17 protein-coding genes are annotated in these 22,160 nt (G+C 56.7%); 4 read left to right on the plus strand and 13 right to left on the minus strand.

The features are described 5' to 3' along the window. Nucleotides 1-22: 22 nt before the first annotated feature. The 4 genes from KTF55_RS00610 to KTF55_RS00625 form a co-directional block, all read right to left on the minus strand. Nucleotides 23-2,215, minus strand: coding sequence for a response regulator (locus KTF55_RS00610; protein ID WP_217107630.1), 2,193 nt, complete (start codon nucleotides 2,213-2,215; stop codon nucleotides 23-25). Beyond that, entirely contained in the window at nucleotides 2,212-3,081 is an 870-nt protein-coding gene (locus KTF55_RS00615) for an ABC transporter substrate-binding protein (RefSeq protein ID WP_217107629.1), read from the minus strand. The genes KTF55_RS00610 and KTF55_RS00615 overlap by 4 nt, the downstream gene beginning before the upstream one ends. Before the next feature lie 143 nt (nucleotides 3,082-3,224). Continuing rightward, a complete protein-coding gene (locus KTF55_RS00620) occupies nucleotides 3,225-4,073 on the minus strand; it encodes a MalY/PatB family protein (protein ID WP_367303215.1) in 849 nt (282 codons plus the stop codon). A 477-nt stretch (nucleotides 4,074-4,550) separates the two neighbouring features. Then, the gene (locus tag KTF55_RS00625; RefSeq protein WP_226790420.1) at nucleotides 4,551-5,288 is read right to left on the minus strand and encodes a tRNA (N6-threonylcarbamoyladenosine(37)-N6)-methyltransferase TrmO; all 738 of its coding nucleotides are present in this window, start codon (nucleotides 5,286-5,288) and stop codon (nucleotides 4,551-4,553) included. A 141-nt stretch (nucleotides 5,289-5,429) separates the two neighbouring features. Here KTF55_RS00625 and KTF55_RS00630 point away from each other — a divergent pair, with 141 nt between their 5' ends. Both KTF55_RS00630 and KTF55_RS00635 read left to right on the plus strand, forming a co-directional pair. Continuing rightward, on the plus strand, nucleotides 5,430-6,257 hold the full coding sequence (locus KTF55_RS00630) for a TipAS antibiotic-recognition domain-containing protein (RefSeq protein WP_217107627.1): 828 nt from the start codon (nucleotides 5,430-5,432) through the stop codon (nucleotides 6,255-6,257). Between the two features lie 51 nt (nucleotides 6,258-6,308). Continuing rightward, the gene (locus KTF55_RS00635; RefSeq protein ID WP_195644477.1) at nucleotides 6,309-6,554 is read left to right on the plus strand and encodes a glutaredoxin; all 246 of its coding nucleotides are present in this window, start codon (nucleotides 6,309-6,311) and stop codon (nucleotides 6,552-6,554) included. Between the two features lie 187 nt (nucleotides 6,555-6,741). Here the strand turns inward: KTF55_RS00635 and KTF55_RS00640 are convergent, their stop codons facing one another. Next, the gene (locus KTF55_RS00640) at nucleotides 6,742-7,695 is read right to left on the minus strand and encodes a tRNA-dihydrouridine synthase (RefSeq protein WP_117757317.1); all 954 of its coding nucleotides are present in this window, start codon (nucleotides 7,693-7,695) and stop codon (nucleotides 6,742-6,744) included. A gap of 253 nt (nucleotides 7,696-7,948) precedes the next feature. Between KTF55_RS00640 and KTF55_RS00645 the strand changes: the two genes are divergently transcribed. Further along, the gene (locus KTF55_RS00645) at nucleotides 7,949-9,082 is read left to right on the plus strand and encodes a hypothetical protein (protein WP_117757263.1); all 1,134 of its coding nucleotides are present in this window, start codon (nucleotides 7,949-7,951) and stop codon (nucleotides 9,080-9,082) included. Between the two features lie 358 nt (nucleotides 9,083-9,440). Here the strand turns inward: KTF55_RS00645 and KTF55_RS00650 are convergent, their stop codons facing one another. The 3 genes from KTF55_RS00650 to KTF55_RS00660 form a co-directional block, all read right to left on the minus strand. Continuing rightward, complete coding sequence (locus KTF55_RS00650) at nucleotides 9,441-10,706, minus strand: MFS transporter (RefSeq protein ID WP_117757262.1); 1,266 nt, start codon at nucleotides 10,704-10,706, stop codon at nucleotides 9,441-9,443. Nucleotides 10,707-10,717: 11 nt separating this feature from the next. Continuing rightward, the gene (locus tag KTF55_RS00655) at nucleotides 10,718-11,782 is read right to left on the minus strand and encodes an ornithine carbamoyltransferase (RefSeq protein WP_117757261.1); all 1,065 of its coding nucleotides are present in this window, start codon (nucleotides 11,780-11,782) and stop codon (nucleotides 10,718-10,720) included. A gap of 124 nt (nucleotides 11,783-11,906) precedes the next feature. Beyond that, nucleotides 11,907-13,145, minus strand: a complete 1,239-nt coding sequence (locus tag KTF55_RS00660) for an agmatine/peptidylarginine deiminase (RefSeq protein WP_117757260.1) — start codon at nucleotides 13,143-13,145, stop codon at nucleotides 11,907-11,909. 269 nt (nucleotides 13,146-13,414) lie between these two features. Between KTF55_RS00660 and KTF55_RS00665 the strand changes: the two genes are divergently transcribed. Continuing rightward, complete coding sequence (locus tag KTF55_RS00665) at nucleotides 13,415-13,948, plus strand: TetR/AcrR family transcriptional regulator (RefSeq protein WP_161162250.1); 534 nt, start codon at nucleotides 13,415-13,417, stop codon at nucleotides 13,946-13,948. A 136-nt stretch (nucleotides 13,949-14,084) separates the two neighbouring features. On the opposite strand, the gene KTF55_RS00670 is transcribed toward KTF55_RS00665, so the two are convergent. The 5 genes from KTF55_RS00670 to KTF55_RS00690 all read right to left on the minus strand — a co-directional run bounded on the left by KTF55_RS00670 (nucleotide 14,085) and on the right by KTF55_RS00690 (nucleotide 21,929). Further along, nucleotides 14,085-15,365 (minus strand): MFS transporter, encoded by a 1,281-nt coding sequence (locus KTF55_RS00670; protein ID WP_117757258.1) that lies wholly within the window; start codon nucleotides 15,363-15,365, stop codon nucleotides 14,085-14,087. Between the two features lie 365 nt (nucleotides 15,366-15,730). After that, nucleotides 15,731-18,985, minus strand: coding sequence for an ABC transporter ATP-binding protein/permease (locus tag KTF55_RS00675; RefSeq protein WP_217107626.1), 3,255 nt, complete (start codon nucleotides 18,983-18,985; stop codon nucleotides 15,731-15,733). Between the two features lie 111 nt (nucleotides 18,986-19,096). Continuing rightward, entirely contained in the window at nucleotides 19,097-20,788 is a 1,692-nt protein-coding gene (locus KTF55_RS00680; RefSeq protein ID WP_217107625.1) for an FAD-dependent oxidoreductase, read from the minus strand. A 2-nt stretch (nucleotides 20,789-20,790) separates the two neighbouring features. Beyond that, a complete protein-coding gene (locus KTF55_RS00685) occupies nucleotides 20,791-21,111 on the minus strand; it encodes a rhodanese-like domain-containing protein (RefSeq protein WP_217107624.1) in 321 nt (106 codons plus the stop codon). Nucleotides 21,112-21,263: 152 nt separating this feature from the next. Then, nucleotides 21,264-21,929 carry a Crp/Fnr family transcriptional regulator gene (locus KTF55_RS00690; RefSeq protein WP_217107623.1) on the minus strand — a complete coding sequence of 222 codons (666 nt, stop codon included), beginning with the start codon at nucleotides 21,927-21,929 and terminating at the stop codon, nucleotides 21,264-21,266. Nucleotides 21,930-22,160 lie beyond the last annotated feature (231 nt).

Here is a 22,160-nt window from a genome sequence, read left to right on the forward strand (position 1 = left end):
ACCTTGGAACCGGGCCATATGCTTATGAAGCGTCGGCGGCGATGTGCGCTAGCGCCTCGACGAGCTCTTGCGAGCTCACGGGTTTACTTAGGTGCGCGTTCATGCCCGCCTCACGCGAAAGCCTACGGTCGTCGGCAAAGGCGTTGGCGCTCACGGCGATAATCGGCGTGGTCGCGGCATCCTCGCGATCGAGTGCTCGAATCTGACGCGTGGCCTCAAGGCCATCGATGCCAGGCATCATGATGTCCATCAACACCACGTCGTACTCGTGCGGTGCGCTCGCGGTAAACATCTCGACGGCAGACTCACCATCCTTAGCATGCGTCACGATGGCACCGGCACGGCTGAGCGTAAACTGCGCGATCTCGGCATTCAGATCGTTATCCTCTACGAGCAAAACGCGCAAGCCCTGGAGCGCATCGCCGTCTCCCGCATCCGCGGGAACTGCCTGAGGAATCTCGGAGCGGTCGCACTTCTCGAACGGCAGGCGAATGGTAAACGTCGTCCCCTGCCCCAAGACACTCGTAAAGCTCATGGTTCCGCCCATAAGCTCGACCAGCTGTTTTGCGATAGGCGCGCCCAGGCCAGTTCCCGACGAAGCGCCTTCCACCTGCTGCTCCTCGCGGCAAAACGGCTCGTAGAGGTGCTTTTGGAACTCCTCGCTCATGCCAATACCGTTGTCGGCGATCGTGTATTCATAGACGGGGACGCCATCCGCTGGCTCCACCTCGCGGCACACCAGGCGGACATAGCCGCCCTGGCGGTTGTACTTGACGGCATTGCCGGCAATATTGAGCAACAAACGCTTGAGGTGCGTCACGCTCACCCGCGCATAGGGATGATTAAGCGTCTGCTGGTCGGAGATAATTGTCACCAGACGCTCCTCGGCCTGGCGCTCCAGAATATCGCGCACTTCACAGTTGAGGGCCACCAAATTTATGGGCACGAGGTTCAGGTCGACCTGCCCGCTCTCCAGGCGACTCATATCGAGCGCCTCGTTGGCAAGGTCGAGCAGCAGTCCCGATGCCGTCCAGATTTTTGAGCGGCACTCAGTCTGCTTTTGCAGATCGTCCGCATTGGCATCGCCAACCTCGACCATGCCGCGAATGCCGTTGATGGGCGTGCGCAGATCGTGGCTCATGCGACGCAGAAACTCCGTCTTTGCCGAGTTGGCAGACGAGGCCTCACGCGCCGCCTTTGCCAGCTTGTCGCCATAGTCGCGCTCCTGCTGCAGCAAGTCCGTCAAACGTCGACGATCAGCGCGGCGACGCACCGTCACAACAACGGCTATAACACCGCCGTAGAGCACCAGCACGCCGGCGGCAACAGCCGCGGCGACCTCAAAGTAGCGCTGCGCCGAGGCATAGGTGTACACATAGAATTTGTGCGCTTTTCCAAATGTGCCCAAATACCACTCGCCGTCGGCGTTAACCAATCTGACCTTACCAGCCAGGCATCGATCCTTAATACCGTCGACAATAAAGACATCCGTCGCAGGCAGATCGAACACGCCCAATACGGTGGGTTCAACGGCATTGGTCGCAACGACCTTGCCGTCGCTTTCGATCACGATATTGCCGCTATCGATGGTTTCATAGCCATCAAGCAAGCTCTGCAGTTTGAGTGTATTGCTTGCAACCGCCTTCGCGCTCTGATGCCTTACCGCGATAACGATGCCCTCGCCATCCTGCCGAGTCACGCAGCCAATGTCTGCGACCGAATCATCCGCAAGCGTGATGCGGGCGGTATAGGACTTAAGCGGATGAGCTGCCACCTCCAGCACGGGTGATCCTTTGAGATACGTAGCGAGCGACTCGTAGCCCACGTCATCGGTCGAGGACTCGGACACCAAATTGCCCGATGCGTCCGTCACGATCAGTGCGCTCACGTTGAACTGGTCGGCATATTGCTCCAGCGTGGCGTTATCCACCGAACCGTCGCGCTCCATATCGCGGGCAGCCTCTCCGGCGATCTCCATAACGCGAATCAGGTTTTTGGTCGTATAGGCGCTGTTGAATGCATCGTAGGAAAGGCTCTGCGTCGCCACGTAATCGACAACGTCGGCAAAGCGCTGCTCGGTTTGGGCCGTCATGTAACCGTAGCTCATCATGCCGGCAGCAACCGAGAGCGCTATCCCCAGCAGAGCGACAAGGAGCCATGCCCCTGCCGAACGATTGCCCCGCTCCTGAGCGGCGTGGTCGAGCGCATCGATCATGACAGGCCCTCCACATTCAAAAATGGCGAAGGGTCATCGAAGTACTTTGACACCAGGCGTTCCATGGTGCCATCGGCAAGCATTTCTTGGTAGGCATGAGTGAGCTTAACGTCGATGCCGCGCGTATCGTTGATATCGAAAGCGGTGCCCAAACCGACCTCTAGCAACGGCTCATCCAAAATGCGATACGTTACGCCATAGTCTTTTTCGTAGGTGAGCAGCAAGGACTCATGCGCGGCGATGGCGTCGACCAGGCCCTCGACGAGCGCCGGGTTCAGGCACGAACGGTCCGAAAAGCAGTAGAGTTCCTTGATCTGCGGAACGTTTTCATTTGTGCGATTGAGCAAAATGCCCTCGGGCTTGGTGGTGGACTGAACCGCCACGATCTTATCCTCAAGATCGGCAAGCGTGTAGATATCGCTCTGGGGATCGACCGCGACCACCTGGCGACTCGCAAGGTACGGACCAGCCCAACGATACTCGTTTTCGCGACCAGTCATGCTAAAGCTGCCCATGACACAATCGAGTTCGCCGCTCGCCAGCAGCTCTTTCTTCTTTTCCCAATCGATCAGCTGGTATTTTGGCTTGTAACCAATGCGGGCCAAAGCCTCGGTTAATATCTCGACATCCAGGCCAACGATATCGCCGTACTCGTCGGTATACACAAACGGTGGATAGAGGTCGCTGCCGACGTTGAGTGTCTTAAGGTCGTCGTCTTTGACCTGCGAGGCGTCCGGACCTTTTGATGCAGACGTCGAGGCTCCGTCGTTCGACCCGGAACAGCCAGCTATCGCTACGACAAAGGCACTCGCCACTGCAAGCGCAACAAACAACGATATGGCAACCGAGCGACGGGGTCTTTTCATCGAGCTCCAGAAGATCCTGTTTACAGACTGAAATGCTAAAAATAATAGCAAATGAAACCACTCAAGCGCCCAATGGTTACAGACGCATTACCATGCGGGACCTTCTAGCCGACTTGGCAGAAGGCCCCGCATGCAGCGCACACTTACCGTGCATTAAAAACGTAGCGGTCCAAGCGGTCGCACGCTTCCCTTACGCGCGAAAGCGGCAGCGCCAGATTCACGCGAATGTGGCAGGGCCCATGGAACGGACGGCCGTCCTGATACCCCACGCCCACGCGCGCCCCCTCGCCGAGCAACCACTGAATATCGCGGCTATGCTCGCGGCACCACTCGGTGCAGTCCAGAAACACCATGTACGTGCCCTGCGGACGCGAATAGGACACGCCCTCAAAATGCTCGTCCACGTAATCGCAGAAGTACTCGATATTGCCGGCAAGCACCTGGTTGAGCTCGTCCACCCACTCGTAGCCTTGCGGCTGATAGGCACCGATAAGCGCATGCATGGAGAGGACGTTCATCTCGTTGTAGTGGGTCTTGTTGGACACGGCGCACACGCGGTCGCGCAGCGTCTCGTTGTAGATAATGTGGTAGCTGCCGACCAGACCCGCCAGGTTAAACGTCTTACTAGGCGCGTAGAGGGCAACCGTGCGCATGCGGGCATCCTCGCTCACCGACTGTGTCGGGATATGCTTGTGACCCGGCAGGATGATATCGGACCAAATCTCGTCCGATATCACCACGCAATCGTGCTGGCGATAGATGTCCATGGCACGTTCGATCTCGTCGCGCTCCCATACGCGGCCGCAGGGATTGTGCGGCGAGCAGAACACCGCGGCATGGATGTGGTTTTGGGCGAGCTTGCGCTCCATGTCCTCAGAGTCCATACGCCACACGCCTTGATCGTCGAGCTTAAGCGGGCTGTGGACAATGCGATAGCCCGCGGCTTCGATAGACTTGGTAAAGCCGATGTAGGTGGGGCTATGGACCAGCACCGCATCGCCCGCTGGACGTACGCGCGCAGCGTCGACACGACACCACCCAGCACGCCGTTTTCGTAGCCGATATGTTCCGGCGCCAGGCCCTCGACGCCATTGCGGCGACCCTGCCATTCGATGATGCGGTCGAAGTACTCGGGGCGCGGATTGAAATAGCCAAACATGGGGTGCTGCGCGCGCTGAATGATGTACTCCTGGACCGTGGGCACCGTGGCAAAATTCATGTCGGCCACCCACATGGGAATGCGGTCGAAGCCCTCGTCGGGTGCGTTTGGAGCCATACCGGGGATCTCGCCCCAAGAGTCAACGGCGATGGAGTCCATGCCGTGGCGGTCGATGATTGAAGTGAAGTCGTATTTCATGCTGGACTCCCGTGCAGAGCGGAATGATTCGATAGGCGTTATTGTCCACCAGCGTGGGCGGTTTTGGCGCGGAGTTTGGCGCTTAATTTGACGGGTGCGGACGAATGGCTGGTTAGTCTTGCGCGTCGTTGACGGCGACTACGGTTAGCTGGGTTTCGTCGACCGTAAACGATATGTCGAGCCCGGCGTAGGCCAAGTGGTAAATGCGGTTTGGCTCGTGTTTGCTGCCCGCGCGGCGCGGATCTTGGCGAAGGACCTCGACCAAACCAGGGAGCTTTGCGGGCGGGACCATATCCTGCAGCGCTTGTGGGAACTCGACGTCGAGCTCTTGCCACGGAGTACCCTCAATCCAGCCGCCCGTCGCATCTGGGTGACAGTCGGCAAATGGAATATAGGGCTTAATGTCGTAGATGGGCGTGCCGTCACGCAGGTCGGCCCCCAGCACATGGATGATGGGACCATTGTCGGTGAGCTCGACGCGATCGAGCTTGACGCAGGTAAGACCGATGGGATTAGGGCGAAACGGACTGCGCGTGGCAAACACGCCCACGCGCTTGGCTCCACCCAACCGCGGCGGGCGCACGGTTTTCGACCATTTTGCGTTGGTGCCGGACCTGTCCTGCGTCTTGGCATCGGCAGCTATGTCCTTAGCCGTGCCGCCGGGCGTTCCGTTTTCGAAGCGCCACAGCAGCCATAGGTGAGAGAAGGAGTCCAGACCCTCGACCGCCGCACTGGAGGCAAATTCCGGCTCAAAGACGATGCGTCCCTGCAGATGAGGCGCCAAAAAGCTGTTGCGCGGAATGCCGAACTTCTGCGGCAGGTCGGTATGTATGTGTGCAATAGGTTCCATGCCGGTCATTGTACGGCATGGAGGCGTGGGGCGTTGCGCGCAATTCTTCGCCGTGGACTCCTGTCGTGCAACCAACGGTTGCTTGGAAGGGCGCCTGCCGCCGCGTATGCTTAAGCCATCAACCAGCAGAAAGGAGCCGCTATGGCCTTTGCAGAAAAGCTCATTGCCGTTCGTCGCGCCCATCACCTTACCCAGGAGCAGCTCGCCGCCAAGCTCTTCGTCACACGCCAAGCCGTCAGCCGTTGGGAGCGCGACGAGGTCACCCCGGGCATCGACATGATGAAGCTCATTGCCGCCGTAACCGGCGAGCCACTGTCCCACCTGCTCGAAATGCCCGAGCATTATTGCCAGAGCTGCGGCATGATACTCACGCCCGACGACTGCGGCACCGATGCAACGGGCGCCACGACCGACCATTACTGCAAGTGGTGCTACGCCCACGGCAAGTACACCTACGACACCACCATGGAGGCGATGATCGAGGATTGCGCTCCGCGGCTGGCGCAAAACACCGGCATGTCGCTCGACGAAGCCGTCTCGCTCATGGGCGCCGTCCTGCCGCAACTGGAGCGCTGGCGCGCCGTGCAAGAAAACGAGGAGCGCTACGGTGCCGAGGCGCGGGCGCGCTATGGCGATGAGGCTTTCGATGCAGCAAACGAAGCGCTGCTGGACATGGACCCCGAGACATGGAACGACATGAAGGAACTTGAACACGCTATTCTGGGCCAGCTCTCGATTGCCATAGGCATTGGCGACCCAGAGAGCAACGAGGCTCGTAAGCTTGTCGCGATGCATCGTCGATGGATTGGCCTTAACTGGGGACACGAACCCCAAGACGAAGCATACCTGGGCCTCGCCCACGGCTATCTTGCCGATCAGCGCTTTATCGACTACTACGACAAGCCCTGCGGCACCGGAGCCACGGCGTTTCTGGTCCATGCCATCGAGTCGTCACTGGCCCGCGCATAGACCGCGGCGGCTTTGGGTATTTCAATTGAAACCTCAACCGATTGGAGACCCATGGCTACTGATCACGAGCTCGTGCTCTACGTTATGACCGGCTGCCCGTATTGCATAAAGGTCAAGCACTTTTTGGCCGATAACGGCGTGACCATTCCCGAGCGCAATATCTCGACCGATTCCGATGCCGAGCAGACGCTCATCACCGTCGGCGGAAAGCGCCAGGTTCCTTGCTTATTCATTGACGGAAAGCCGCTCTACGAATCGAGCGACATCATCGCGTGGGCACAAAAGAACCTGCTCTAGCACGCGCACCCCGTCCGTCCAAGGCTCCACCCCATACGGCCCAAACAAGTACGCCAGCATCCAAAGTCGACATTTTTCGACATCTTTGGATGCTGGTGTACAGCTTTTTGCAACATAGTCGTTGGGAACATAGTCATCGGGGACGTTCTTAAATAGCTAGTCGTTAAAGAACGTCCCCGATGACTAGCTAGCCGTGGAAACAGGCTATGGGCGCGAGTGACTGTTCGCGAAAGACACGATCAACGGCGGCGCGGTATTCGTCGACCTTTTTGGTCTTGCGTACGAGCTTGTGAACGGTAGCGGGGTCGGCGAAAGCGCACTTGGCGTAGAACCACCACTCCTTCATGCGAAAGACCGCGTTGCCACCAATCTCTTCTGCATAGGCCGCGAATAGCGCGTCGTGGAAACGCTGCAGTTCGGCTGCCGTGGCAGCAGGACCGCCGTTGACCATACGAGCCAGAGCGGGGTTCGCGAGCAGGCCACGCCCCAGCATCACATGGCGCGTGCCGGGATAGGCCTCCACCAGCGCGTCCATATCCTCAAGATCAAAAATGTCGCCGTTGTATGCCACCGGAAACGGCGCACGTTCCAGCGTCTCGCCGTAAAACTCCTTGCGCGGCGAGCCCGTATAGCGGTCCTTTTGCACGCGCGGATGCACGATCAGCTCTGCCAGCGGCATGCGGCAATACAGATCGAGCACACGCTCATACTCGTCATCGCGCTCCAACCCCAGCCTGGTTTTTACCGATACCGGTAACGGCGAGCGCTCGCACACATCGCCCAAGAACACCTCGAGCTCGTCGAGATTACGCAAGAAACCCGAGCCCTTGCCCTTGGCAACAACCGTTCCCGAGGGACAACCCAGGTTGAGATTGACCTCGCGGTAGCCCATGTCGGCGAGCACGTGCGCCGCCCACACAAACTCATCCGCATTCTTGGACATGAGCTGGGGCACCACGTTGAGCCCCTGGTTATTGACAGGGTCGACCTCTTTAAACGCCTTGCCACCAAAACGGTTGCCAACCCGCGGCGGCGGCAAAAACGGCGTGTAATAGCAGTCGAGCGCGCCAAAGCACTCCGCATGCACGCGACGGAACACATGCCCGGTAATCCCCTCCATAGGGGCAAGCGATAGAATCATCAACATCTACTCTCAAATCAATGTGGCAAAGGGACTGCCCCTTTGTCACATGCATTATGCCTTGTCCTCGAGGCGGCCCACAAGGCGGAGGCGGTTACTTGACGCCAACCAGCCCTCCAACCATCCCTGTGCAACGAAGGTGAACGGTGTCCACGAACAGCAAGTAGGGCCGCCCCGCAGCAGCTCCCCCACTCATCTATACTCAAGAGCGTGTGCGCATCGCCCCCGAAAAACGATGAGAGTCGAGGCCCCCATGCATCAGCTCACCGAACGTGAAAAGAAACGCATTCAGCGGTACTGTGCGTACCCCAAGATCGCAGCGACCGCACTCGTCATGTCGTTCGTAGCATGTCTGCTCATGCTGCCGCTCCAAATGATCAACGATATCGCGTTCCACCAAAAGGAATTCCAACCCGCGGGCATATATACCGCCATCGCACTCACCGTAATCGAACTCGTCGTCTTTTGCTATTGCGCTCTTGCGCCGCGCTTTGGAATGCAGGGCAAACAGTGGAAGGAGCTGCAGAGCAGGCTTGCGGTAGCCCAAACCAACAAAGACCGCTCCGCGGAGGTCGCCGGCGTGCTCGCCACGCAAGCTGCCGGCCGCCTGCTCAAGAACAGTGATAACGATCTCGCGCGCAACCTGGGCGGCGCCGCGGAGGTCGCCGGCGCCGTAGGGGCAGTTGCCACCGCGGCAGACGTGCTAGCCGAGACCTCGAGCAATGCCGAGGCCATGGCAAACGCATACGGCGTGACGATTCCAAGCGTCAAGAAGCAGGCCATAGCTCTCGCAGTGGTGCCCGCCATTGTGCTGCTTGGCGTCTACATCCCGCAGTTTGTCCAGGGAAATAACGAGCTTCAGGCGAGAAAGGCTGCAGTTGCCGAGCAGCTCGCCATCGCGCAAGATGCCCTGGAGCCCGTGTGTGAACGCGTCGCGGCAGACGACCCATACGAGTCGTATCACGACTACGGCTACCGCATTATCGGCTATCTGCGCGACAATGACCTTGGCGCTCAAGCAGCCTATGTCTACCTTTCTTTTGATGCAGACGGCATGCTCACGGACGTCGATTACACCAGTCAGGTCAACCCCGAGGAAAGCCTTGCAGACAACCTCGCTCGCGCCGAGCAGGACATCGCGACGCTCTGCGCCCCGCTCAACGGGTTGGACATTTCCGTTGCCACACCGGGCCTCCTCACGCCATGCAGCCTGTCGGATGATTTTAAACAGACATTTTTAGCCGGATCCCTATATAAAGAAATCAGCATCAAGACGGAGGACGAATCTATCAAGTCGTACTACACCTTTGACACCGAAGCCGCAGAAGATTTCGACGAATACACCCATCCGGAAATTAGGCTCATGCTCTCTGCAAAAAAGAACTAAAGGCTTACGCTCTAATTGCCGCTCGCGAACATCGTCTATATCTCGAGGTCTAATACTTTTCCCGAGAAGTGAACGACTGTTTTTGGACCCCCGAAGCATTGGCATTTTTAGGCATCAAAACCGCAGGATTCGACTGCAAAACCGCAGGAAATTGCTCGCCAAAAGTGTCGATGCTTCGGGGGTCCATTTTGACTCGTTCACTTCTCGGGAAAAGCATTAGACCTCGATTTACAAGCCACTCAATGTGACAAAGGGGCTGTCCCTTTGTCACATTCGATGAAAAAGGGCACCGACGTTAGTCGATGCCCCAAAGCGGCTGCAGGTTAAGCCCTACAGCGTATGTCTAAGACGAATCGGACTATTCGTCCCAGGAGAGGTTCTTACCAGTCTTTTTTGCCAGCAGCAAGAACAGGCCGATAATAACGTTGCATGCGATGCAGAAGATGAAGACGCCCTGGAAGGAGCCGACAAGCTCATAGACCTTCATCATAACGGGCATGCCAAAGGCGCCGACGATATAGCCCACGGAGCAGATCAGCGCGAAGATGCGACCGAAATCGCGGGAGCCAAAGACATCCATAACCAAAACGGTCAGGGCAGTGCCAGCGATGACGTACATTACGTCGTTCACGCCTGCTGCGAAGATGCTGAGCGTCGAGTTGCCGCTGCTCATCATGAGCATGACAAAGGAGAGGATGGAGACAGCGAGCCAGCCCAGAATGGCCTTCGTGCTGCCGAACTTATCGCAAGTGGTGCCGACGATCGGATTGAGGAACAGATCGAAGAGCGATGCAGCGGATACCATGAAGCCGCCCACCATGGGGCTAAAACCAACCTCGGAAGCATACGTCGGGAAGAGCTGGTTCATGCAGCAAGTGAGCTGAACGAGGCAGAGGAAGCCGATGCAGAAGAAGAAGGCAGGCGACTTAATGGCGCGCGCATAGCTAACGCCACGCGTGCTATCCTCGGTCGTCTCCTCGGTCTCGGCGACCGTCTCGCCCTCGACGTAGCCATAGGGCAGCATGCCCTTGTCCTGAGGCTTATAGCGGATAATCAGGACGGAAGCGGGGAGAATGAGCACGGCGGAGACGCCAGCGAGCACCAGATAACCAGTCCTCCAGCCAGCGGCCTCGATGACAGAGGTGATGACGGGGCTCATGATGAGCATGTAAATCGAGTTCACTGCCCAAGCAAGACCAATTGCCAGGCCACCAGATTTTTTGAACCACTGGTCAATAACGTCGGACATGGCGACGCCGGTGGTGAAGGCGAAGCAAATGCCAATCAGGGCGCCAGCGGCGATGAACATCCAAACTTCGGTGTAGAAAGCCATGCCTGCGCCGGCGGCGAGCAGAATAAGCTCGACGACGGGGAGCCAAACCTTGCCAACAACCTTGGGGATGAGTTTTCCGACAAACGGAAGCGCCGCCGCAAGACCGATGAGCGTCGCGGTGAAGTAATACGAGAAGATTGAATAGTCAAACCCGAACTCCTCGCACACGGGCGCGACGAAGGAGCCGGCGATTACGCTATAGGATCCGGTCGTACCAGCAGACATGAGGCCAAGCGCGATTACGAGAACCCATGCGTAGACCTTGCTGCTCTTTAACTTTGCATTTTCCATTGATACAACTCCTAGAGACCTAGAAGGGCACACATAACGGCCTTGATGGTGTGCTGACGGTTCTCTGCCTCACGGAAGATGACCGAAGCGTTGGCCTCAAAGCACTCGTCGGCAATCTCGAAACCCTCGGTGATGATCTCGCGATGGAGGTCGTTCTTGCACTGGTCGAGGAGCATCTTGCCAACACGGTGATCTGCGTTGTGGACAGAAGGAAGCTCATGCATGCAGAAGATGTCGGGATTGTTGGTGCGCTTGCACAGCTCGCTGGTGACGCGATAGGGGTACAGAGACTCGGCATCGCCCAGCCAGGAGTTGTAGTCGTCGGGATCCAGAACCTCTTCGCCGCACTCGGGGTTGATGTAGCGCCACTCCTCGGTAACGATAACGTCAACGCCATCCAAGGCATCGAGGTCAGAGGTGATGGTAAAGGTCCTATTGGGAGCGTACTTGGCGTAGCAGGCCTCCACCTCTTCGACCATTTCCTTGCACATCTGATGACGGAGGTCGTCGGGACCGATGGCGAGGAAGTCCATGTCGAGCATCGCGCACAGACGGCCATACCACACCGGGGCGCCGGCGCAGTTGCCAACGAAAGCCATCTTCTTGCCGCGGCTCGTACGCAGACCGCCCCATTGCTCTTCCATCGTAAGAGCGTCAGCGAGCATCTGAGTCGGGTGATCGCCGAGAGTAAGGGCATTGATGACCGGGATGTCAACCAGGTCGGCGACGTCATAGAGGAACTGCTCGTCCTTCTGTGCGCGGTAGACGATGAGATCATACATGCCGTTGAAGACGCGCATGGCATCCTTGACGGTCTCGCAGTCACCCATGTGGGAGTTGGTCAGATAAGTGAAGCCCATGCCCAAATCGTTGCAGGAGGTCTCGAATGCGCAACGAGTACGAGTCGAGCCCCACTCAAAGTTGGCGAGGACGTTTTTGCCGGGGAAGTAGCGCTGGTCGACACCAGACTTCTTCTGAGCCTTAAGGTTCCAGGCAAGATCGATGAGATAGCGGAAATCCTCGGAGGAGAGATCATGGATGTTGATGTAGTCGCGACCGCGGAGGCTGTTGTTCATGTCTATTTTCCTTTCGAATTATTATCAAAATTATTGCTAAATGTGTCCCCGAAGGAAACACGGATATCCCTCGGGGAGCGGTACATGTGGCGCCTAAGCCAAAGAGCGCAGGCTCTAAGGCTCACTAACGACTGGCCGCCACGTCCTTAGTCCAGCAGTGCACGCCGCCGCCGGACAGGTTAAGCGCGAGGGAATCAATCATGATGACCTTGCGATCGGGGAAGCAGCTCTCAAGAACCGCCTTGGCCTGCTCGTCCTTCTCTTTCACGACCTCACTCATGCCCTCGTGGTAATAACGCTGGCCAAGAACGACGCCGTTGCAGATCAGGAAGTTGCAGTAGCTCGCTGCAGCGTAGAAGTGGACGGGGCCCTCGGGCCAGGGGGTGCCATCCATAAACTTGCCGCCCATTTCGTCGATGAAGCCTTTATAGAGCTCGTAATCCTCATCGCCAGGGGCGATAACGACTTCAATCGGCTCGGCGGTGGGCATACGAACGATCTCGAAGGGCTTGCCCTCCCAGTCCGTTTCGTTGCTCAGGATCTCGTAGGCCGCCTCAATGCGGCGACGAGACTCTGCGCCAGCCTTGCTCGAGGCTGCCTCTTCATCGGACACCTCGGCAAGAAGAATCTTGTTCGGAGTGATAAAGCGACACATCTCATCGATGTGAGCGGCAAAGCTCATGCCAAAAACGGGGGTTCCGTCTTCCTTCTCGTCGAGGATGCCCAGTCGATAATCGTCGTCCTCAAGCATGGGCTGAGGAAGCCAGATAACCTTGTTGAGGTTGTAGATGCGCTTATACTCGGCCTCTACCTCATCTTTCGTGAACTCGGGATTGCGCTTACGGCATTCCGTGTCCTCGATGGCGATCAGGGTGCCGTGACCGTCAAACTCACGATCGCCGCCCTCCGAAACCATTTCGGAATTGACGATATCGAAGCAACCGAGCGCAACCGCCATGTGAACGGCTGCCTTACGTGCGGACTGGCACTCCGGGGAGTTCTTGTCCCACACGCCGTAATAGGTCCAAGCAGGGTTGACCATATAAGAATGGCCTTTGTCGTCGACCATGATGCTGGGGCCGTTGTCGCGGACATAGAAGTTGGAGTCTTCGAACTGCGTGATCTCGATACGATCGAGATCAACCCCCTCCTCCTTCAGGCGTGAGCAAGCCTCCTCATAGGAGCCGGGGGTGCCGCAATTGAGGTTGACCGTAACGTCGCCATACTCGAGCAGAGCCTTGATCACGTCAACGCAGGGCTGGCGGTTATCGTAGCCCTCTGCACGGATGTAATCGGGAAGCCATGTCACATAGACGTTGGAGCGCTTCTCGAACTCGCCCGGCATACGATAGTTCTCGTACATGGTTGGTCCTTCCGTCGGGTTTCCCGCGATGCTGTCCGGCCGCGACAATAGCGGGGTTTCACCTGCTATAGTACTACTATACCTACCGTTCGGTAGATAGTTTTGAATAATTGCCGCTCGCCTACTGATACGTACCGTTCACCGTATATAGTGGTCATGTTTGGACACGAATTGATGTTCCGTTGCCATCCTTAATAATGTTGGTAGTGCGGAAGTGATTTGCAATGGAGAAATGCAGCGTGAGCACAAGAAAAAAAATATTGGACGCAATGTACGATCTTGTGGCAGAAGTCGGTTATGACAAAGCGTCTATCGGAAAGATTTGCGACTTTGTCGGTATATCCAAGCCGTCGGTGTACTACTACTTTCCCTCTAAAGAGGAGATTTTCACTACGCTCTTGGACAGCATGTTTCCGACCATTGACTATCAGCGCGACTACTCGCTAATAGTCGATAGGGACGGGTTCAAGGCCGCGCTTATCGAGCTCGGCAATTCAGTTATAGGTGGCTATCGAAGCGATGAAAAACGCCGGCGCGTGCTGGCCGAGGTTAGCGTTCAAGCAAATCGAATTCCTGCAGTTCAGGAACGTCAAGCGACGGCGACCAAACGAACCATGGATGCGCTTAAAGACATCCTTCTTCATGGTGTAGAGATTGGCGCGTTTTCCGATAGTGCCGACGTGATGCTCTACGTACAAATTCTTTATACCGTTCTGGAGGGAGCGAGCAATACGGTCGCTCAAGGTGAGGATATTGATGAAAAAGCGGTTTGGGCGGGAATAGTCGAGCTTATGTTCAAATAGACCAGCCAAGCTGAAACGCATGTTGGCACACATGGTGCCTGCGGGCAACCTTTAAACGAAAACAGGGGCCGACTCCAGTCTGGCTTGGAGTCGACCCCTGTTGCGTGGCAATCTATGCCGATGCAATCGGCGCTTATTACTTTTCAGCAGCCTTACTGAGAAAGCCGGAAACGATAGCAAACGCAGCAATCATAAGGTTGCAGGCAATGCAGAAGATAAATACTCCCTGGAATGACCCTGCCATGCCGTAAACCTTCATCATGACCGGCATTCCAAAAGCACCGACGACATAGCCCGCTGAGCAAACGATCGAATAGATCCTTCCAAAATCGCGTGATCCAAAGAGCGAGAGGAGAAGCATCGGCATTGCGGTTCCAACAATGGCGAACATGGCATCGTTTACGCCAGCTGCAATGATTGAAACAGTCTCATTGCTTCCGCCAATGATGAGAAGCAGGAACGAAAAAATGCTGACACCTGTCCACGCGACCGTTGCTTTAATAGAGCCGAGCTTGTCACATGTTTTGCCTACGAAGGGATTTAGGAAGATGTCGGAGAACGAAGCTGCCGAGACCATTAAGCTTCCTACGATGGGATTGAAACCGACCTCGCTTGCATAGGTTGGAAACAACTGGTTCATGCAGCAGGTGAGCTGCGCCACGCAAAGCAGGAGGACACAGAGAATAAAAGACGGCGTTTTCGTGGCATCACGTAGTGCCATGCCCGAAAGGGTATCTTCCCGCTCATCGACGCTGTGTCTCTCATGGGTTTCAGAGGCGGTCTCTCCGTACGGAAGCATGTTGCGATCAGAGGGTTTAAGGCGAATGATAAATGCACTCGCAGGTAAAATCATAGCTGCAGAAACGGCCGCGAGTACGATGTATCCCGTACGCCAGCCTTGTTGCTCGATAACCAGCGTAATGACAGGGCTCAACAACAGCGTACAGAGAGAATTAACGCCCCAAGCAAGGCCGATGGCAAGACCGGACGATTTACTGAACCATTGGTCAATAACATCGGACATGCAGACGCCCGTTGTGAATGAAAAGCAGATGCCGATCACCGCAGCGGAGACGATGAACATCCAGACTTCGGTGTAGAACGCCATTGCGGCGCCGGCGGCAATAAGGACGAGTTCAACGCAAATATGCACCGGTTTGCCTATTACTTTTGGAATGAAACGGCTCAAAAGTGGAAGTCCAAGTGCAAGGCCAAGAAGAATCGCAGTGAAATAGAAAGAGAAAGAGGTGTACTCAAAGCCCAGGTCTTCACATACTGGAGCAACGAATGAGCCGGCAATAATGCTATATGTGCCAGTCGTCCCGGCGGACATTAAGCCGAGCGCAATAACGACAATCCAAGCAAATGCGCCGCTCTCGCGAGGACGGTCTTTTTCGTCTGGTACGGTGAGAGCCATGGTCACTCCATTTCTATCGGCATTACATCCTATATGCCTACCGATAGGTATATAAACCAGGGGACTCTTCGTCAAGCATTAAGCGGGGAAAGGGAGTTCTTAACGTGCCGAACGGTAATTGGGCCCTTGCAAAATCGAGGTCTAATACTTTTCCCGAGAAGTGAACGACCGTTTTTGGACCCCCGAAGCATCGACATTTTTAGACGTCAAGCCCGCAGGATTTGACTGGCAAAACCGCAGGAAATTGCATCTCGAAAGCGCCGATACTTCGGGGGCCCGTTTTCACTCGTTCACTTCTCGGGAAAAGTATTAGACCTCGATTTACAAGCCACTCAATGTGACAAAGGAACTGTCCCTTTGTCACATTATTCGGAGCGTAGGGCTTCTACGGGGTCTTTTTTGGATGCGCTGCGGGCAGGCAGCAGGCCGGCGACGACCGTCAGCAGCACCGAAATCGCAATAAGCACCAGCGCATCCTGCACGGGCAGGCTCATCAGGTTGGGGACCTGTTTGGCCGCAAGCGCCCAGGCATTGACCGGAAAACTCACGAGCACCACAACGACAATGGCAAAGACGCCGGCAATGAGGCCCTCGATAAAGGTCTCGGCATTGAATACGTTGGCCACGTTGCGCTTTGACGCGCCGATCGCGCGCAGGATGCCAATCTCCTTTTTGCGCTCCAGTACGCTGATGTAGGTGATGATGCCGATCATGATGGAGCTCACGACCAGGCTGATGCTCACGAATGCGATGAGCACCAAGCTGATGGTGTTCACGATGTCGGTCACCGAACCCATGATGATACCCATGTAGTCGGTGTACGAGATTGCCTGTTCATCGTGGCCGGCAGCTTTGACCTGCTTGTTGTACGCATCGATGTGATCGAGCACGCGCTCCTTGGCCTCAAAGTCGCGCGGGAAAATCTTAACCGAGATGGGGTCTGCCTCATCCGCATAGCCCAGCGTGGTCAGATTGTTATCGTAGGTGAGCTTCGACGCCTTGGCATAGCTCATCATGAGCGAACTCAGGTCCTCGGCGTCCATGTTGAAGTGGATAGCATGAGCAAAGGCACTCGCATCCACGTGCATGGCGCTCGCCAGGTTGGCAAAACTCGAAGACATCTGCGTCGCCATCTGGTCCATGAGCCCTGCCGCGCCCGCCTTGAGCTGGGACGATACCGTCGACGCTATCTGCTCGCTGATTGCCTTCATCACCTGATCCATAGCCTGCTGCAGATACGGAGCCAGTTGCTTTTGCACATAGTCGGTCATCGCCTGCCGCAGGCGCTCGGCCAGGGCATCGCCGCCGAGCGCTTTGAGCTGGGCCAGGATTTGCTGAGCTGCCGTATCGTTCTCAAGATACGTCGAGAACGCGGCGGCAAGCTTTGACGCGTCCTTAAGATCATCGGGTGTCAGCTCCTTAAACTGATCAGACCGCAAAAAGCCCTCAAACAGCTGGTTGGCTAGTGTTCCCACCTGCTTCATTTGCTCGGGCGCAAGTTCCAGACCGTCAAAGATACCCGAGAAATCGGGGGCCGGCGCTTTGGCCATGATGTCACTAAAGTCGATGTCCTTACCAACGCCCGAAAGGTCAATGTTCAGCCCGGACAAATCGATACCAGAAAGGTCGACACCGCCCGCCGCGCCCGAGAGCGCAGATGCATCGAACGAGAACGCGCTCTTCAGCGCCGCCTCGTCCACACTGAACATACTGCCCAGATCCACGCCTTGCTTGGCCTCACCTTGCAACTCGTCAAAGGTTTTGCCCGTAAAGACATCCGTCTCGGGGTGGGCAAGCTGCTCCTGCACGATCTGCGAATCGGCGGCGCGCTTCATAAGCTGGCATGTCAGCGCATGCGTATAGGCAATGCCCGGGGATAATGCGCTCGCGTTGGCCGTCTCGTTGGGTCGCACCACGCCCACAATGCGCACGTCAATGCCGTCGGCAACCTTGGCCGCCATAAAGTCGGCATCGCCAGACATGTCAGTCCACATGCCGGTCTCTTCATTTTTGCGATAGGCATCTGCCGGCGACAGCACCTTAAACGTCGTGGACAGCGCATCGTCGTAGGTAAAGTCGGTGCCGCTCTTGGGCGTCTCGACCCTGCCGTCAGCCGTCATGGCGCTGTTAACCAGGCCGTTGAGCTCATCGATATCCAGCGCGCCGATGCTGTAGAGCGTGTAGTCGCCCACTGTGCCGCGGCTCGAAAGCACCATCACAGCCTCGTTGGCGGACGTAGGCCAATGGCCGGCAACGACATCGTACTGGCTATCGAGCAGACTCTGGTCGTCAATCATTTCGTTAAAGACCGAGGTCCCCATGGACTCCATGCTCACCGTTGCCGCCGAGCTCGCGCCTCCGCTCATGGCCTCGGTCATAGCGTTGGGGACAAGCCGGACGGGCTTCTCGTCGCCCTCGTTCAAACGATAGACAACCGGCGTCACACCGTAACCATACTGGATAGCGTTGACCTCTTTGTCGATACCGTTGCCGCCGTCGTCAAGCCATGTCTTAAAGCTCGTCATATCGTTAGATTTAACGCTTGCGAACATATCCTTTACGGCCGTGACCACGGGAATCGTATCGGTTCCCTTAGCCTTGCCGCCGGTGGCGCCGTCAGACGAGCCCTCGCCCTTGGACGCCTCCTCATCCGCAGTCCCATTCCCGCCCATCATGGATGACAGGTCATAATCTTGTTTGGAAATCGTAAGCGGGTAGCTCGAGAGCGTGTCCTCCTCGACCTTTTTGATGTAGCCGTTTACGCCGTTGGACAGCGCCAGAATCGCTGCGATGCCAATAATGCCAATCGAACCCGCAAAGGCAGTCATGGCCGTACGGCCCTTCTTGGTCATGAGGTTTCGGGCAGAAAGCCCCAGCGCCGTCACAAAGCTCATCGAGGTTTTGCGCGTGGGCTTGGCCTCGCGACGCGCGGCCTCGGTAGCATCAAAGGGATCTGAATCGTCGGTGATCTTGCCGTCCGCCAGGGTGACGATGCGTGTGGCGTACCTGTATGCCAACTCGGGATTGTGCGTGACCATGATGACCAAACGATCGCGCGCAACATCCTTGAGCAAATCCATGACCTGTACGGATGTCGTTGAGTCCAAGGCGCCGGTCGGCTCGTCAGCCAGCACAATCTCGGGATCGTTGATTAAGGCGCGGGCGATGGCGACGCGCTGCATCTGCCCGCCCGAAAGCTGGCTCGGGCGCTTGTCAACGTGCTCGCCCAGGCCAACTGCCTCGAGCGCCTTGCGCGCACGCTGGCGGCGCTCGGCACGCCCCACGCCCGTGAGCGTAAGCGCCAGCTCCACGTTTTCCAAAATGGTCTGATGCGGAATGAGGTTATAGCTCTGGAACACAAAGCCGATGCGATTGTTACGATAGGCGTCCCAATCGCGGTCGCTGAAGTCCTTGGTCGAGATGCCATCGATCAGCAGGTCGCCCGAGTCAAAGTGGTCGAGTCCGCCGATAACGTTGAGCATCGTGGTCTTACCCGAACCCGAGGGGCCCAGAATGGCCACGAACTCGTTATCGCGAAAAGACAGGCTCACGCTGTCGAGCGCCACCTGCGTAAACGACTGCGTGACGTACCTTTTGCAAATTCCTTTGAGCTCCAGCATGGACGGCAACCTCTCCTGCGCAGGCACCCCGCCCGCTCTCCTCCGCCGTTCGTATTCGACGCGTTTGTCCTACTCTATCTTGTCATTGTCATACACGCCGCTCAAAAGGCCTTACTTTTCCAATCCACACGGCATCACGTTATCGCTACCGCGATGGTCTTTAGTCACAGCAGCAAAGAAGCGATAGCCACCCGAGAAGTTATAGCAGTCAAAACCGTACTGAGCGAGGATGCGGCAGCCAATGTAGCTGCGAAGACCACTTTGGCAAATAACATAAACAGGCTTTGTCACGTCAAGCTCCCCCAAGCGAGCACGCAAGTCATCGACGGGAATGTTCACAAAGCCGTCGATATGTCCGCGGTCATACTCGCCAACCATACGGACATCGAGCAGCTGCACACTACCATCGCGCGGCAGATCCGGTTCCTGCTCCCAATGCCACTGCTTGAGCATGCCCGAGCCCACGTTTTCGATCATAAAACCGGCCATGTTCACCGGGTCTTTCGCCGAAGAATATGGCGGCGCATACGCCAAATCCAAATCCTTGAGCTTATCGGCCCGAATACCGGCCTGGATTGCCGTCGCCAGCACATCGATGCGCTTGTCCACGCCATCGATGCCCACAATCTGCGCGCCCAGCAGACGCAAGGTTTCCCTCTCAAACACAACTTTCATGGTCATGGGCGTGGCCCCGGGATAATAACCCGCATGCGATCCAGGTGACAGCACGACGTTCTCGTAATCGATTCCCGCCGCACGCGCTGCCTTCACAGAAAGGCCCGTGCTCGCAGCTGTCAAGTCGAACACTTTGATTACCGAAGAACCCAGCGAGCCCTGATAGCGACTGCCTAAGCCACAAATCACGTCGGCGACGATACGTCCCTGCTTATTAGCGGGGCCTGCAAGGGAAATCACCACGTCCTCGCCCGTCACCTGATGCTTGACCTGCACGGCATCACCCACGGCATATATGTCAGGAGCAGACGTCTCCATGCGGTCGTTCACCACAATGGAGCCCTTGATGCCCAGTTCGATACCAGCTTTCTTTGCCAAATGGCTCTCGGGCGCAACGCCGATAGCGAGTAGCACCATATCGGCCATAATGGAATCATCGCCCGCCACATGTGTGACCACACGGCCATCGGCCTCTTCAAAGCCCGTAACGTCGGCACGAAGGCGCAGGTCAATGCCATGCTCGCGGACCTCTGCATGAAGCAGCGTCGCCATGTCGTAGTCCAGGTTGTTCATCAGCTGCCCGGGGCGCTGCAAAAGCGTCACCTCGAGACCCAAGTCACGCAGGTTCTCGGCAGCCTCAACACCAATAAAGCCGCCACCGATCACCACGGCACTCCTCGGCTCATGCTCTTGCACATAACCATGAATGCGCAGCGTGTCCTCTACCGTTCGAAGGCTAAAGATCTTATCCAAATCGATTCCCGGAAGAGCGGGGCGAATGGGATGCGCGCCTGGCGAAAGAATCAGCTTGTCATACGTCTCGACAAATTCCTCGCCGGTGAGCAGGTCGCGAACGTCAACCGTATGCGCATCGGGATGAATGGCGATCACCTCGTGGCTCGTCTTCACGGCAATGCGGAATCGATTCCAAAAGCCCTCGGGCGATTGCAGCGTGAGCGCAGATTCCTCCTCAATCACGCCGCCAATAAAGTATGGCAATCCGCAGTTAGCATAGGAGACATAACCTGTGCGCTCAAAAACGACAATCTCCGCCTGCTCGTCAAGCCTGCGCAAGCGCGCTGCCGCCGACGCACCGCCAGCAACGCCCCCCACGATAACCACCTTCATAGTTAACGCACCACCTTTCCGCTGTAGCTATTGATTCCGCCGATGTTCTTCACGTTGACGTAGCCCGCACGCTGAAGAAAGCTCGCAGCGCGACCGCTACGAGCGCCACTCAGGCAATGCACGAACAGAGGCGTATCCTTCTTTGGATACTCGACAAGCACGCGATTGACGCCATCGAGGGGAATGTTAATGGCACCGGGGATATGTCCCTGCTGATACTCATCGGCGCCACGCACATCGATCAACACCGCACCTTCGGTCGCACGGCACTCTTCAACACCTTTGTTGATATCCGCCCCAGCAAATAGATTGAACAATCCCATGATGAGCTCCTTTGCTCGCTTGCCCTATCGTTTGATGCCAGTATGCCCGGAAGGCGCAGACCGGTTCCGTGACCAAGTCACCGTATGGGACAATTTTTTCTTAAAAGCGAGTGCCAGGCGCTGGGCGGATAGGCACCATGGCAAAGCCGTCGCTACGGCAGGCGTGTCAAACCGTCGACATCCAGAACAAGGATTCGCCCGCGCTTCACCTCGACAAGACCTTCATTGGCAAGACGACGCAGCACGCGCGTCACCGCCTCGCGGGCAGAGTTGATGTCACGCGCCAACTCGTCTTGAGTGACCCGGAGCTCCATTGACCCCGTTGCCTGGCATCGCTCAACCAAATAGTCGGCAACACGCTGGTCGAGACGTCGGAAAAGCATCTGTTGGAGCACACGAACCACCTGAGAGTAGCGCCGCGCCTCCACTTCGAGCATAAAGACTTTGACGAAGATATTGTTGCTAGCAAGATGTTCGCAAACACCGATAGGCACGATAAGGAACTCGGATTTCTCCGTTGCGGCAACCAACGTGCCAAAGGAGATTTGCCGAATTACGCACGAAGCCGTTGTAACGCAGCACTCGCCGCACCCAATCCTAAAGAGCGTGACCTCCTTGCCTTCCTCGGAAAGAAGGCTGACGCGGACACCACCCTGAACGATAAGGAACATGCCGGTACAGGAGCTATCGCTGCCGCCGATAAGCTGGCCGGCATCGAAGGTGCGCAAGGCGACTTGCTCCAAAACGATCGTCCTCTCGTCAGAAGACAGATGCGCCCAAAAAGGGAGCTTCTCTACAACGTTTTGCACCATGGTCATCTGCGACTCCTTCTCCCATGGTCTAATCTATCAGGAATAATAGGGAGCAGCAAAAGCCAACTGTCACAAGAATAACCTGCACCGCAAGATCATCACCGAGGGCTTTGAGATTGCCGACGAGCGCTTTGAGGCCAACGCTTTGGTCATCTTCCGTGAGACAGGGAACCGTCAGCACACCATCAAGGCCGTTATGTGTGCCCTTCTGGGTCTCTAGGAGCCGTATCAATGGAA

Source organism: Collinsella sp. MSK.8.10 (assembly GCF_019041915.1).
Taxonomy (GTDB): Bacteria; Actinomycetota; Coriobacteriia; order Coriobacteriales; family Coriobacteriaceae; genus Collinsella.